The sequence below is a fragment of the Corynebacterium callunae DSM 20147 genome (assembly GCF_000344785.1).
Classification (GTDB): domain Bacteria; phylum Actinomycetota; class Actinomycetes; order Mycobacteriales; family Mycobacteriaceae; genus Corynebacterium; species Corynebacterium callunae.
In genome coordinates this window covers 2,794,219-2,808,239 of record NC_020506.1, presented here as the reverse complement: position 1 = coordinate 2,808,239, position 14,021 = coordinate 2,794,219, and the positions used below count along the sequence as shown (strand labels likewise).

Annotated in this window: 10 protein-coding genes; 8 read left to right on the top strand and 2 right to left on the bottom strand. The window is 49.0% G+C overall.

The annotated features are described in order from the left end of the window. The first annotated feature begins 17 nt into the window (after window positions 1-17). Both H924_RS12970 and H924_RS14290 read left to right on the top strand, forming a co-directional pair. On the top strand, window positions 18-4,952 hold the full coding sequence (locus H924_RS12970) for a DEAD/DEAH box helicase (RefSeq protein ID WP_015652417.1): 4,935 nt from the start codon (window positions 18-20) through the stop codon (window positions 4,950-4,952). A 97-nt stretch (window positions 4,953-5,049) separates the two neighbouring features. Beyond that, window positions 5,050-5,283, top strand: a complete 234-nt coding sequence (locus H924_RS14290) for a GIY-YIG nuclease family protein (protein WP_015652416.1) — start codon at window positions 5,050-5,052, stop codon at window positions 5,281-5,283. 100 nt (window positions 5,284-5,383) lie between these two features. Here the strand turns inward: H924_RS14290 and H924_RS12965 are convergent, their stop codons facing one another. Further along, window positions 5,384-6,136, bottom strand: a complete 753-nt coding sequence (locus tag H924_RS12965) for an ATP-binding protein (RefSeq protein ID WP_015652415.1) — start codon at window positions 6,134-6,136, stop codon at window positions 5,384-5,386. Beyond that, window positions 6,133-7,692, bottom strand: coding sequence for an IS21 family transposase (istA, locus tag H924_RS12960; protein ID WP_015652414.1), 1,560 nt, complete (start codon window positions 7,690-7,692; stop codon window positions 6,133-6,135). Before istA ends, H924_RS12965 begins: the two co-directional genes overlap by 4 nt. 190 nt (window positions 7,693-7,882) lie before the next feature. On the opposite strand from istA, the gene H924_RS14640 reads away from it, so the two are divergent. The 6 genes from H924_RS14640 to H924_RS12935 all read left to right on the top strand — a co-directional run bounded on the left by H924_RS14640 (window position 7,883) and on the right by H924_RS12935 (window position 13,991). Beyond that, window positions 7,883-8,248, top strand: a complete 366-nt coding sequence (locus H924_RS14640; RefSeq protein WP_245533877.1) for a hypothetical protein — start codon at window positions 7,883-7,885, stop codon at window positions 8,246-8,248. A gap of 7 nt (window positions 8,249-8,255) precedes the next feature. Continuing rightward, window positions 8,256-8,624, top strand: coding sequence for a hypothetical protein (locus H924_RS14635; protein WP_015652413.1), 369 nt, complete (start codon window positions 8,256-8,258; stop codon window positions 8,622-8,624). Between the two features lie 366 nt (window positions 8,625-8,990). After that, window positions 8,991-9,761, top strand: coding sequence for a slipin family protein (locus tag H924_RS12950; RefSeq protein ID WP_042392804.1), 771 nt, complete (start codon window positions 8,991-8,993; stop codon window positions 9,759-9,761). Window positions 9,762-10,208: 447 nt separating this feature from the next. Beyond that, window positions 10,209-11,012 (top strand): HipA family kinase, encoded by an 804-nt coding sequence (locus H924_RS13730; protein ID WP_155861974.1) that lies wholly within the window; start codon window positions 10,209-10,211, stop codon window positions 11,010-11,012. Between the two features lie 44 nt (window positions 11,013-11,056). Next, window positions 11,057-11,869, top strand: coding sequence for a hypothetical protein (locus H924_RS12940; RefSeq protein ID WP_155861973.1), 813 nt, complete (start codon window positions 11,057-11,059; stop codon window positions 11,867-11,869). 622 nt (window positions 11,870-12,491) lie between these two features. Next, window positions 12,492-13,991: an MFS transporter gene (locus H924_RS12935; protein ID WP_029703561.1), complete on the top strand. Its 1,500-nt coding sequence runs from the start codon at window positions 12,492-12,494 to the stop codon at window positions 13,989-13,991. Window positions 13,992-14,021: the final 30 nt, after the last annotated feature.

Here is a 14,021-nt window from a genome sequence, read left to right as displayed (position 1 = left end):
AGGACACAATGGAATGCATGTCCACGATTACTGATGCTGTATCCGCCCTGCGCACACTGCCTTCCCAGTCTGCGCAGGGTTTGGCTTTTGAAAAACTCATGGTCAACTTCATTAAGTCTGACCCCACTCTCTCCACTGAGTTTGATGAAGTCCATCGTTGGGTCGATTGGCCATATAACGGTGGCACCATGGATACTGGCATCGACTTAGTGGCTTATAACAAGGACGATGATGCTTATACGGCGATCCAGTGCAAGTTTTATCTTCCCACTACTTCCCTGGCAAAAGGACAGCTAGATTCCTTCTTTGAAGCCTCGGGACGCACTTTTGAAACCCCTGAAGGAACACGCTCCTTTAGCAATAGACTCGTTATTTCCACTACTGATAAGTGGAGTTCAAATGCGGAAAAGATGTTGGAGAACCAAACCATTCCAACTAACCGCATTGGTCTATCTGCAATTGCGGAATCCCCGATTGACTGGGATATTGCCTATCCAGGTTCTGAATTAACTATTAACCTGCAGCTTAAAGAGCCGTATAGCCCTCGTCCTCACCAGCAAACTGCTATTGAAAAAGCAATTGAAGGCTTCCAAACTCATGACCGTGGCAAGCTCATCATGGCTTGCGGTACCGGAAAAACCTTTACTGCCCTGCGTCTTTCTGAAGAGGTTGCGCGATTCAATGGCAATAAAGCTCGCATTCTTTTTCTAGTCCCTTCCATCAGCTTGCTTTCGCAAACACTCAAAGAGTGGACTGCACAAAAGACAATGGATCTTCGTCCTGTTGCCGTATGTTCTGACTCCAAGGTCTCCAAGGCTGCAGAAGATATCGCTGCCTATGATCTTGAAGTTCCGGTAAGTACTGATGGTGCATTGATTGCGGAAAAACTGGAGCATCGTAAGCGAGCAGCAGGATTGACCGTGGTGTTCTCTACTTACCAGTCCCTTCCTGCTGTTCACGCGGCTCAAGAAGCTGGGGCTGAGCCCTTTGATCTTGTCATCTGCGATGAAGCCCACCGCACCACAGGCATCACCTTGGCTGGAGAAGACCCTTCAAACTTCACCCGCATTCATGACGCTTCTTATATCAAGGCAGCAAAGCGGCTGTACATGACGGCAACCCCAAGGCTTTTCGACGACTCCGTGAAGGGCAAGGCTGCAGATCATTCAGCGGAAGTTTCTTCCATGGATGATGAAGCAATCTACGGACCCGAATTTCACCGGCTGGGTTTTGGAGAAGCAGTAGAAAAAGGCCTGCTTACTGACTACAAAGTTGTAGTGATGACAGTTGATGAGCAAGTCGCAGCCAATGCCTTAACTGTTTTGGGTTCAACACCTGGTGAAGAACTCACTCTGGACATGACCTCCGCAATTATTGGCGCGTGGAATGGCCTGGCAAAGCGTTCGGGTAAAGAGCAAGACACCAAGACTGGTTTCTCAAGCTCTGACGCAGCAATGGAACGAGCTGTTGCATTTGCGCGAGACATTAAGACTTCTCAGCAAATCGCGGAGTCTTTTCCACGAGTTGTCAATGCTTATACGACTGAGCTTGAGGTTAAAAACGATGAAGTAGATGAGCACAACCTTAATTTGAGCGTGGCATGCCAGCATGTCGATGGATCAATGAATGCGCTGGAACGAAACTCTCGTTTAACTTGGCTTAAGGCTCCTACCCAGTCAATGGAAACCAAGATCCTTACTAATGCGCGCTGTCTTTCTGAGGGTGTCGATGTACCGGCTTTGGATTCCGTAATCTTCTTTAATCCCCGTAATTCCATGGTGGATGTGGTTCAGTCGGTTGGCCGAGTTATGCGTAAATCTCCAGGTAAGGATTACGGATATATCATCTTGCCAGTTGCTGTTCCCCCAGGTGTTGCACCATCAGCTGCGCTAAATGATTCACGCCGCTTCAAGGTTGTATGGCAGGTTCTTAACGCCCTTCGTGCTCACGATGACCGTTTTAACGCAATAGTGAACTCCATTGCGCTCAATGAGGGAAATATCAAGGATCTACCTGTTGAGACTGAGCATACCGGCCCTACAAGTAAAGATAGAGATAACGCACCCTATGACAGTGCTGAATCCGCTACACAATACGTACTGTTCTCTTTAGAACAGTGGCAAGAAGCGATCTACACCAAGCTTGTAGATAAAGTTGGTACTCGAACCTACTGGGAAGATTGGGCAGATGATGTTGCTGACATTGCCCAAGCACAAATAACCCGTATTAAAGCGCTCTTAGACAATGCTTCACCAACGATCAAAGAAGAGTTCGAGCGATTTGTTGAAGGTCTACGTGGCAACCTCAATGAGTCCATCTCTGACGACGAAGCAATCAGCATGCTGTCACAACATCTGATCACCGCACCAGTGTTTGACGCTCTATTTGCTGAATCAAGCTTTGCCAAGCAAAACCCTGTTTCCCAGGTCATGCAACGTATGGCAGACGCCCTTAATAGCGCCGAACTTAACTCTGAAACGGAAAAACTTGAAAAGTTCTATGACTCTGTTCGTATCCGTGCTGCTGAAGTAAGCTCCGCAGCTGGTAAACAGGCAGTAATTAAAGACCTCTACGAACGATTCTTTAAAAAGGCCTTTAAGAAGCAATCTGAAGCCCTAGGTATTGTCTATACCCCTGTTGAGATTGTGGACTTTATTCTGCGAGCTGCCGATGATGTGTCGAAGAAGCATTTTGGTCGTGGTTTAAGCGATGAAGGTGTCCATGTTCTTGATCCTTTCACCGGTACGGGTACTTTTATGGTGCGTTTGTTGCAGTCAGGTCTGATTAAGCCGGAAGATTTGGCTCGTAAATACGCTAATGAGCTGCATGCTACTGAGATCATGTTGCTTGCTTACTATGTTGCGGCCGTTAACATTGAGACGACTTATTTTGGTCTCGAGGGAGAGCGTGCTCTGCGTAATGGTGAAGATGCGCCAGTCTATGAGCCGTTTGATGGCATTGTGTTGGGTGATACCTTCCAGATGTATGAAGACGATGACAAACTCGATCTAGATGTTTTTACTGCTAACAATGATCGTATGGAGCGACAGAAGCTCACTCCTGTGCAGGTTATTGTCGGTAACCCGCCTTACTCTGTGGGTCAATCAAGTGCTAATGACAATAACGCAAACCTCAAGTACCCCACTCTTGATCGACGTATTGAAGATTCTTATGTGAAGCATTCGACCGCAACAAATAAGAACTCTTTATATGACTCTTATCTGCGTGCTTTCCGGTGGGCAACCGATCGAATTCATACACAAGGTGTGGTTGCTTTTGTTTCCAATGGTGGCTGGCTTGATGGCAACACCGCGGATGGAGTCCGCCTAAGTCTTGCTGAAGATTTTTCTGAGATTTACGTGTTTAACCTACGTGGTAATCAGCGTACTGCAGGTGAACTGTCGCGAAAGGAAGGTGGCAAGGTCTTTGGCTCGGGTAGTCGCAATACAGTGGCTATTTTCATTGGTGTAAAGCGTGCTGGTTCTACTGGTTGCAAGATTTTTTACCGAGATATTGGTGATTATCTTTCCGCCGAGGAAAAGCTTGGCATCGTTGCTAAATCTGAGGTTCCAACGATGGATTGGGAGATCATTTCTCCTAACGAGTATGGGGATTGGCTTAATAAGCGGTCTGTAGATTTTGAAACCTGGCCAGTACTCGGTGATAAGAAAAACAAATCTGCATTAAAGGTTTTTCAAACCTTTTCTGCTGGTCTAAAAACTGCCCGCGATGCCTGGTGCTATGGGTCAACGTCAACACAGATTGCAACTAACGTTACTAAGTTGTTGAGAACTTATGAACAAGCTCAACAACGATTTGACTCGTGGACTGTTGAGAACGGGGTGAATTCTCCAAAGGAAGCTGACGTTAATCAATTCCTTAAGCAGAACCCTGATTTAGCGGATAGCAAGAAAATATCCTGGGATTCCAATCTAAAAATGTCCTTGTCACGCGGTGATACTTTTTCTTTTGATCCAAGCAGCATCCAAATGTCCTTGTATCGGCCCTTTTTCCCTCAACAGACATACTTCCATGTTTCATTGAACCAGCGTCGATACCAGTTACCGTCAATGTTTCCCACTCTGAAACATGATAACTTCGGCATTGGAGTTGTATCTGCATCAACGAGAACACCTTTCAGTGTTCTAGCTCTTAATCTTCTTCCAAACCTGGGATTATTCATGGATCCAGTCCAACTATTCTCACGTTGGACTTGGGAACCTATCGAAACGCGTGAAGGCGAACTAGATCTCGGCAATGCACTTTTCTCGACAACTCCAGAAAGCGGTGTAGAAGGCGAGATTCTTGATGGTTACCGGCGTGTGGATAACATCACCGACGAGATCTTAAAGCTCTACCAATCAAGCCTTGGGGCAGACGTCTCCAAAGACAACATCTTCTACTTTGTCTATGCACAGTTGCATGATCCTGCCTACCGTGAGGCCTATGCGGCTGATCTAAAGAAGATGCTGCCACATATTGAAACCCCTACTGATCGCGCACGCTTTGATCAGCTAGTAGATGCTGGCAAGAAACTGATGGATCTTCATATCAACTATGAAGATGTTGAACCATGGCCAATTGAGATCAAGGCTAAAAAGGGTGCAGATCTAGAAGATCGGGATACTTGGAAAGTTGCTAAGATGCGGTGGGCGAAGAAACAGGATCCTGAAACTTCCAAGAAGATTGATGATCACACCACCTTAATTTACAACAGCTCAATCACCATCAGCGGTATCCCAGAAGAAGCAGAAAGTTATCAACTAGGTGCACGTTCTGCTATCGCGTGGCTTATTGACCGTTACCAGGTAAAAACCGATAAGGCTTCTGGCATTGTTAATGATCCCAATGATTGGGCAGACGAGGTTGGAAACCCCAAGTACATTGTGGAACTAATTGCCAAGGTCACCCGCGTTGCTGTTGAGACCATGAGAATTGTGGAGGACTTTTAAGTTTTCCTATTGCAGCTTCCAGAAGTGTGACTTCTGGAAGCTGCAATTTTATGTTCAATTTCGGACTTTCTAAGCAGATGTAGCGCAGTATGTAACTATGGAAAAGCAGTCTTTCACAGGGAAAAGGTTCGATGTCCGGGATTTGGAATCGATCGCTTTTGTACTTCGTGATGAGCCACATTTTAGAGGGCTTTATCGGCTGAGCTTTGCTACAGGTGAAGCCTATGTTGGGCAGTCGGTGAATGTGGTGAACCGCTTTACGGGGCATCGTCGACGATGGGATGACATTGTTTCCCTGGAATTCTTCCCCTTTGAATATTCGCTCTTATAGGAGCCACCTGTTCGTGCCCTTCGGGGCCGGCGATGGTGCGGATGGGAACCAGTAGTGGTCTCTATCAGAACCACTACCGCTCCCCAAGCACTACAACCAATTACTCCCTGGCTTTAGCCGCGGCGTGTTCCCTCATATTAACCTCCCCGGTATTGATCCAGGTGGCGTTATGAACAATCCGATCCATAATCGCATCAGCATGAACCCCACCACCAAGACGGGCATGCCAATCCTTCTTCGCATACTGCGTGGCAAAGATCGTCGACGTCGCGTCATACCGGCGTTCCATCAACTCCAGCAACATACCCAGAATGTGCTCATCAGGTTTCTCCAATAACCATTCATCCAGCACCAGCACGGTAAATGCGGTGTACTTCCGGATGAACTTCGTTGCTCCCTGTGGCTGATCCGCAGCCATGCGCCACGCCTCGGCTAGATCAGGCATCCGAATCACATGCGCCCGGTATCGGTGATGACAGGCGGCTTTGGCAATCGCTGACGCCAAATAAGACTTGCCTGATCCGGTAAACCCCTGCAACACAATATTGCGGTGGTTTCCCACAAAGCTGCAGGCCCCCAACTCCGCGATCACCGATCGATCCAAACCGCGCTGCTCAATCAGATCAATGGTGCGCAGATCCGCATTTGGATAGCGCAGACCAGCACGTTTGATCAACCCGGTGACTTTGGTATCGGTAAACGCGGTGTAGGCATCATCAACAGCCAAACGGATCCGCTCAGCGAAGGGCAGATCCATCGTGAGGTGATCATCCTGGGTTTCCAGGGCTGTGAGCAGTTCCCCTGCCCCCATTTCCCGCAGTTTCGCCTTGGTGGAAATATCAATGATGCTCATTTCTCTCCTCCTGCATAGTAAGACGCCCCGCGGACATAACCAGCAGGTTCGTGGTCAGGCTCTGATACTTCAGTGGTGCCGGCCTTATCCCTGTTGGTGGCCAGGATCGGGTGAAGGTGGCCGTAGCGTGGTGAGTAGATCCCGCTGGCTAGTCCGATGCTGGCAGCGGTTTCCAACCGGGAGGGGGAATAGCGTCGGGACAGGCGCAGGACCGCCAGTGCAGGGTTGACTGCCTGGTCATCCACGGGCACGGATTCAAACATCCGCTCCACCACCTGCGCTGTCTGTGGCCCGACTCGTGTTGCCCACTGCGTTAAACGCTCACGATCCCATTCCCGCCACGGCTTACCTTCAGGAAGATCTGCTTCCCTGGTGGCGTACTGATTGATCGCGGTGGCAGGAAGCAGCACATGCGATGCCAGGCGCCGGTCACGTTGCCAGACTTCCACCAGTTGGGCGGTGATCCTTAGATCAACGTGTTCACCGACATGGATGTAGGGCACCGAGTAGTAGTTCTTCGCCCAGGTCACATGACCATTGCGGGCCACCCGACGGCGCCTGGCCCAGGTGCTGATCTCATAGGCCACCACCGGCAGGGGCCGTAACAGGGACTTTTCTTCCTCTTGGAACACGCTGTGGCGACTACCGGGGCGTTTCTGGAACGCCTGCGCGTTATACGCCGTGATCCGCTTATGGATTGCTATTTTCAGCTCTGCCAGGCTCGCGAAGGTCTGGTGCCGCAGGGCTGCGATCACAACCGTGGCGACATGGCCGACGGTGTTTTCCACCGCGGGTTTATCCTTTGGTGCTCTGACCCTGCCCGGTAGAATCGCGGCAGAATAGTGAGCAGCCAGTTCCCGGTAAGCGTCATTAAGCACGATCTCCCCGTCACGGGGATGGGAGATCACCCCGGTTTTCAAGTTGTCACACACAATCCTGGGGACTGAACCACCGAAGAACTCAAACATCGACACATGCGCACGCAGCCAGGTATCTTGCTTCATACCCAGGGTCGGTTCGACAAACGCCAACCTGCTAAACGCCAGGCAGGCGACGAAAAGATACACTTTCCGGGTTTCACCAGTGACAGGATCCAGCAACTCCATTGTCGGGCCTGACCAGTCAACTTCAACAGTACGTGCAGCCTTATGCCCGACCCTGGAGTCCACTCCGGTGACCATGACGTGGCGCTCATAACCGCGACAGAAACGGTCGTAGCTCATGGGCACCCCGACAGATGCCAAGACCTGATCGGTGTATTCGCCGTGGAGGAGTTTCAGAGTCACCCCGACTTTGGCCAGTTCCTTGTGCACTTGAGCCCAGTCTGGTTGGACGAAGACACTCGTGTGTTCACCGCGTCCTGGAAATAGCAGGGCGTAGACATCGGCGTCATCAACGTCGGCGATGTCCTCGAAATCGATGTTGAGCCTGTCTGCGGCATCATAAACCGCGGTGATGCTGTTGCGTGAGATGTGCTGTGACGCGGCGATTGCTCGCTGTGACAGCCCTTCTGCGCGGAGGCGAAGTACACGCTTCGCCGGTATTCGATTTACCATCAGAGGTAGCTCCTTTAAGTCATATGCCTCTCATATGACTTAAAGGAGCCTAAAGATGGTGGCTCTGCTAGACACCAGGAATGGCTCCCAACGAGACCAATAGCACTCAGAGGCAAGTGGTTCTCAAGCACACCATCATCGGCTCTTCTGACCACGAATATTCACCTTTGCGGTTGAAGACTTGAATCCTTTGGAAAAGACCTTGATTTCCATAACTGAGGAATCCACCTCAGTTCGAAATATCAGGGATGCGGGCAAACCTCGTGGGGAGGAAGACTTTGTTTTTAATAGTGAAAATGGAGTCTCTTCCCCATTGTCCTGGGATCGTGAGAAAAGAATTCCACCAGGTAGCTATGTAGTTAGTAAAGAGTCCGCCAAATTTGTTCAGCTTTCACAACAGCCAAATTATGGTGCACTTCGAGATGTGGTTGGGTGGTACCTCTATCAAACCTATCCAGACCCGTTTAATACCCAACGTCATTTATGGGTTTGTTCAGCAGTGCCCGCCACTAATAAGTCTAAGAACCATCAACGCTTATTAGCGCTTAGCGCTTAGCGCTGGGATGCTGGAAACGTTTGTTGCATTTGATGACCGGGATAACCCGGTACCGAATGTTGAAATTTTCATCAATACTGCCCGCTCTTCAGTACCGGCAGATGAGCTATCCCACCCCGATGGATTTTGGCAAGTGGAACACCATAATCGATATAAAGCTTCTGAAGTGACCGCATGGTATTTCACCCTGGAAGGTTTAGAGGCCATCATTTTTGGGGACTTGGAATTTCCACATATGGACCTCATGCTAGATCTAGCTTATGAGCTAAACGTCAAGCTCATGCGCCATGGTGGAACAATTTTCCGGAAGTTTCACAATAATCTGCTGGCAGCGGATCTATTGGCGACTTCACTTCAATGGGGAGCTCGCACTTAATTCCAGCACCGCGACGTCGAAAAGCGCCTTTTTGGTTGGCTAATCACAACAAATTGATTAAGCCCCTATCCTTTGGATAGGGGCTGCGCTATTCTGGCGGGTGCTTCGCATTGTGGTTGCTGGGCGCTTCCGGATTTCCGGGGTGTTCCCGATTGAACTGATGCGATGGCATTGGCACAGATTTCAGGATCTAAGTGGGTTCAAGTCCCACTACTCATTGAATAGGTTATCGTCGCTACGGATTTTTGCTGCTCATAGCCTGTGGCCCGGCCCGATCCTAAAACTATAAGTTTTGGGGGACGCACCGCTGCCCCGCTGTTGGTGGTTCCGGAGCGGCGATAATCGCTAAACGTTTGAGGTGATTGTATGGGTATTTTCAGGTCGCGGTCGCAGGATTTTGGGTGGAGCATGCACCAGGCTGGCCAGCTCATCAATGATCCCAGTCAGGGGCTGTGGCGCACTTCTGCCCTGCGCTCGCCGGTTGCTCGGGTTGGCCATGCTGTGTTGCGCCAGCGTGCCGGTGAGATCTCGCGCATGAAAGGCCGTGAATTTTCCCGACCGGGTGATCTTTATGCACAAGTGGATCTGCGTCGGCGTTTGATTCAAATGCATCCGCAGCAAATTCCTACTGCTGATGCTCTGACCGTGACTATTACCCTGGCACTTACGGCAGTCACCCAGGATCCGGTGGCTTTTGTCTCTGATTCCCAAGGCCCTGATGAGGAAATCTATTTGGCAGCGCAGATTGCTTTACGTGAGCTGGTAAATACTATGCCATTGGAGGCTTTTGTGGGCACGCGCATTGATCTTGCCCCAGTGTTGGAGGCTGCGCGGGTGGCTGGCAGCGCGGTGGGCGTGGAGATTTCTTCGGTTTTGCTTAAGGATGTCAGCCTGCCACGGGAGTATTCCGCAGCTTTGCAGGAAGCACAGGTGACTAAGGTGAACTCGGAAATTGAGCTGGAAAAGGCCCGCAATGAGGTAAAAACCACTCGTGCGCGTTTGGCTACCGCCAAGGTATTGGAGCAAAATCCGATTCTGGCCAAGATTCGTATGTTGGAGGCTTTGCCACCGGGGTCCACTATTGAGGTGCGGGAGTCTGGGGTCCGGGGCTCCGAACTTCGGGACGAGGATCGCTAGAGTCAGTGAACAGTTTAGTGCTGATGCTTGAAAAGGGCCTTGCTCATTAGCTAAACTGCATATTTGAACAACGGCAGACAAGAACTGTTCGTTAATAGCGCAAAAGCCTCACAGAGATGTGAGGCTTTTGCATTTGGTTGTGAAAATTTGATTTCTTAAGAAGGTTCTAGACCCGGAATATCAGTTCGTCGAAATGCGCGAGGGCACGAGTAGAGCAATTTTTTACTCATTGAACATTCGAATGGAGTAAGCATTCAATATAGTTACGCTGCACTAATGAGCTAATAAGAAGAAAACATCTTTAAGTATCAAATATGATGATCTTGAATGATATTATGCAGGTCGTTAAAGATCCCTTTAACGTTTGAGCGATCCTTTCACCTTATGGTCGTCGCGGTAGAAATCAGATTAAGTTTCCAGGTTAGAAGGCGCTTAAAGGTAAATCTATTGTTAAATGACAATGTAATAAACCTTGATGACCACCGCCCTAGTCCAAATAGTTCCCGAACAACTCTTCAAATAATCGGTCAGGTTGCAAATACCGGAACTAAACCATTCTTGGCTCAAGCTTCTGACAACAACTTCTACTGGTGTAAAAGACTCCATAATGACCATCTGTGGCAATCAACCGTAAACGAGGTTGTTGTCTCTATAGTCGGACAAGCATTGGGTGCTCCAATAAGGAATTGGAAGATAATTGAAGTACCACCAGAATTTCATAATCATCTAGTCAAAGACGGGAACTATCGATTAGATGGCACTCCGCTTTTTGGGTCACAAGCACTACATAATGCTGACTTAGACCCTGACCCTCAAGTTTTTAAGTTTGTGGATGATGATGGAAATTACAATCGAATTCCCCTTTTAATTGCTCTGTTGATCTTGTGTAATGGAAAAGACTTCCAAATTATGTACGATTCTTCAGCTGAAAATTCGATTTGGTCTATTGACCATGGAATGTGGTTTGGTTCAGATGAATTCCCTTGGGTTCTTCAATCTGAAAATACTCTCTATGGGCGTACCTCAGTTCCATCTTTAACAGTTCGGATTGAAAATGTTCATTGGGAAAAAGCTATTTCTGCAATTCGCAGTCTTCCAAAGGATTTGAGCGTAAAAGCGAAAGCCCTAATCCCGACGGAATGGGGAATTTCAGAAGTGGATACAAATAGGTTGATTGAGTTCGCTTACAATCGGCAGGAATATGCAATTAGTCGTCTGGAAGAGTTTCGAATTCGTCATGGGAGGAGGTAAAAGTGAGAATTCGGTATTGGGGAATTAGAGCGGTTCCTACACCTATGAGCCTTACCTCGATCGGGATAGGTGTGGTGGTTGAAGATCCACGTACAGGCGAAGTCTTGACCCGTTTTTTAGAAAACCCTAGTTCATCATTGAAACTATTCAAGTTTCCGGCAACTCTTGATCGAGATATTAAGAATTTTCAAACCTCACTGGATTCATTCAATACGCCAAATCGAACTTTCGAAATCGACCAGCACTCTTCCGCTCCGGAACTTCTAAGTTTTCTATCTGATCATTGGAACAACATGATCGTGGTAGAGAAACAAGAATATGCAGCCATGGAATCACCTTCCGTAGCGCTGAAAAAGCTCTTTAACATCCTCGTAGGTATTGACAAGAAGGAACGTAGATCAAAGATCACCGAGGTACGTAGACTTGTGAAATCCGAGTATGAATCAAATGAACTTATCCGTGAATCGCTTTTGGAATCTCCGCATTATATTTCAAATGATCTGGTGGAACGAAGGACAGATTTGGCAGTGCTTTCAGATAAGACTGTCTTTGAGCTTAATACCGCCTTTTCATTTGAAACGGACAGTTTCACCTCTTTCCAGGATCGAGTGGAGGCTTGGACATGGAAAATTGAGAATCTTAGAAAGGACGGCGGGACGCTCTTCAAAAATAATGAAGAGGTAATCGGCCTATCCCCTAAGACACCAGTTGTCGCTACCATATGGCCACCTCGAACTGAACAGCAGAAGAAAATGTTCGAAAACTCTACCAAAAAGTGGGACGTTCTGGATATTGAGATTCTTCAAATGGAGAACATTCATCAACATGCAAACCAATTAGCGCGGAAGATTGCCTAGAAATTAAGTAGTGATTGCACGAAGTGGGGCGATCAAAGAGGCATTCAAAATACCCAGCAGTCTAATCGCTGTTGGGTATTTCCACGATCCCTAGAATCCGCCCACTTCAGAATGAAACTGAGGAGCATCAAAACCTTAATATTTAGGGTCTATTTCATTTAGGAAAAGAAGGGGATCTCGTACAATTCAACCCGCACCGCGGCGTCGAAAAGCGCCGTTTTTAGGGCCCTGAAACCCGGGCAACCCTCAAGCGACCGCCGGGCCCACACAGCCCCCACTTAGCTCTAATTTATTGATTTTTAAGAAAGTCCAGAAACCGTAACCAAGCTGTTACCTACCCCCGTTCACCTGCGTCGGAACGGGGTCTTTTTATATTTATGCAGCTCTAAGACATGATTTCGATCTGACTTTTGCACTCGGGGGTGAGTAGGGTTTTTAGATGTTGAAAAAAAGGGCGGTGACTCAACTCCCCTTTTGAGGCCCTTTCATAGGAAAAGCTTTAAGGAGGCTGAGAGGAAGAAGTTAACACCGCCCCCAGGCGCGCCGGGTGAAGATCACCCAAAAGCTCCATGCACCACCGCGCATGGCTTGCGCCTATAAAGAAGACGAGAGGTTTAAACTCGTGAGCCCGATTCGCTCAAAAAAGAAAATCGCAGACGAACCCCGACTAACAGTCGAAGACGTCAACGTTGTTCCGCCAAAGAAGATCCGTCCGGCCATTAAAGGTACTGTGGTCGGCAACTTTATGGAGTGGTACGACTTCGGAATTTATGGCTACTTAACAGTCACCATGACGGCTGTTTTTACTCAAGGCCTGCCCCAACAATGGCAACTTTTGGCTGTAATGTTCGGTTTTGCCGTGTCCTACCTGGTGCGCCCACTCGGTGGCCTGGTGCTCGGACCTCTTGGCGATAAAGTCGGCCGCCAAAAAGTTCTTTATGTAACCATGGCCATGATGGCTATTTCCACCGCCTTGATTGGACTGCTGCCTACAGCTGCCTCGATTGGCGCATGGGCTTTGGTGCTGCTTTATCTACTGAAGATGATTCAGGGCTTTTCCACCGGTGGTGAATACGCCGGCGCAACCACCTATGTTGCAGAATTCTCCCCGGACCGTCGCCGTGGTTACTTTGGTTCCTTCCTGGATATGGGCTCTTACCTGGGCTTTGCCGCTGGTGCGACCGTGGTGGCACTAACCACTTGGATCAGCACGCACTTTTATGGTGAAACTGCCATGGAGGATTTCGGCTGGCGCATTCCTTTCCTCACTGCCATTCCACTGGGCATTATTGCGGTTTACCTGCGTACTCGTATTCCGGAAACCCCTTCCTTTGAGAACCAGAGCTCCGAGGAAACGGCTGTTATTGAAAAGGATGATGACGATCCTTATGCCCGCCTGGGCCTCATGGGCGTTATCCGCCACCACTGGCGCGCGCTGCTTATTGGTATCGCCATTGTGGCTGCGACCAACACTGCAGGTTATGCACTAACTAGCTATATGCCGGTTTACCTGGAGGAACAGGTTGGCCTGCACTCTGCATCCGCTGCAGCGGTGACTGTGCCGGTGCTGGTTGTTATGTCCTTGCTGCTGCCTTTGGTTGGTAAGTGGAGTGACAAGGTGGGCCGCAAGCCGGTTTATGCCGCAGCAGTTGCTGCGACCTTGATCTTGATGGTTCCTGCCTTCTTGATCATGAACACCGGCACCATCCCAGCTGTGATGATCGCCTTGGCGATGGTTGCTATCCCAACTGGCCTCTACGTGGCACTTTCTGCCTCCGCACTGCCAGCGCTGTTCCCCACCGCTTCCCGATTCTCCGGCATGGGAATTTCCTACAATATCTCCGTTTCCCTCTTTGGTGGCACCACCCCGCTGGTTACCCAGTTCCTGCTGCAAAAGACCGGCCTAGATATTGTGCCAGCGTTGTACATCATGTTCTTCTCTGCGATCGCCGGTATTGCGCTGCTGTTTATGAAGGAAACTTCACAGAAGCCTTTGCCTGGTTCTTTCCCCACCGTGGAGACCAACTCTGAGGCTCGCGAGATTGTGGCAACTCAGGATGAAGATCCAAATATCGATCTCACCCACATGCCTTTCCCCGAAAGCACAGAAACCCGCAATTAAGAGCTAAACCCTCCTAAAAGGGAAAGTGTT

Coding starts and splice junctions, on each gene's coding strand:
- H924_RS14635 (WP_015652413.1), top strand. CDS start 8,256: ATGCTGGAAACGTTTGTTGCATTTGATGACCGGGATAACCCGGTACCG.
- istA (WP_015652414.1), bottom strand. CDS start 7,692: ATGGTAAATCGAATACCGGCGAAGCGTGTACTTCGCCTCCGCGCAGAA.
- H924_RS12940 (WP_155861973.1), top strand. CDS start 11,057: ATGAGCCTTACCTCGATCGGGATAGGTGTGGTGGTTGAAGATCCACGT.
- H924_RS12950 (WP_042392804.1), top strand. CDS start 8,991: ATGGGTATTTTCAGGTCGCGGTCGCAGGATTTTGGGTGGAGCATGCAC.
- H924_RS14290 (WP_015652416.1), top strand. CDS start 5,050: ATGGAAAAGCAGTCTTTCACAGGGAAAAGGTTCGATGTCCGGGATTTG.
- H924_RS12965 (WP_015652415.1), bottom strand. CDS start 6,136: ATGAGCATCATTGATATTTCCACCAAGGCGAAACTGCGGGAAATGGGG.
- H924_RS12970 (WP_015652417.1), top strand. CDS start 18: ATGTCCACGATTACTGATGCTGTATCCGCCCTGCGCACACTGCCTTCC.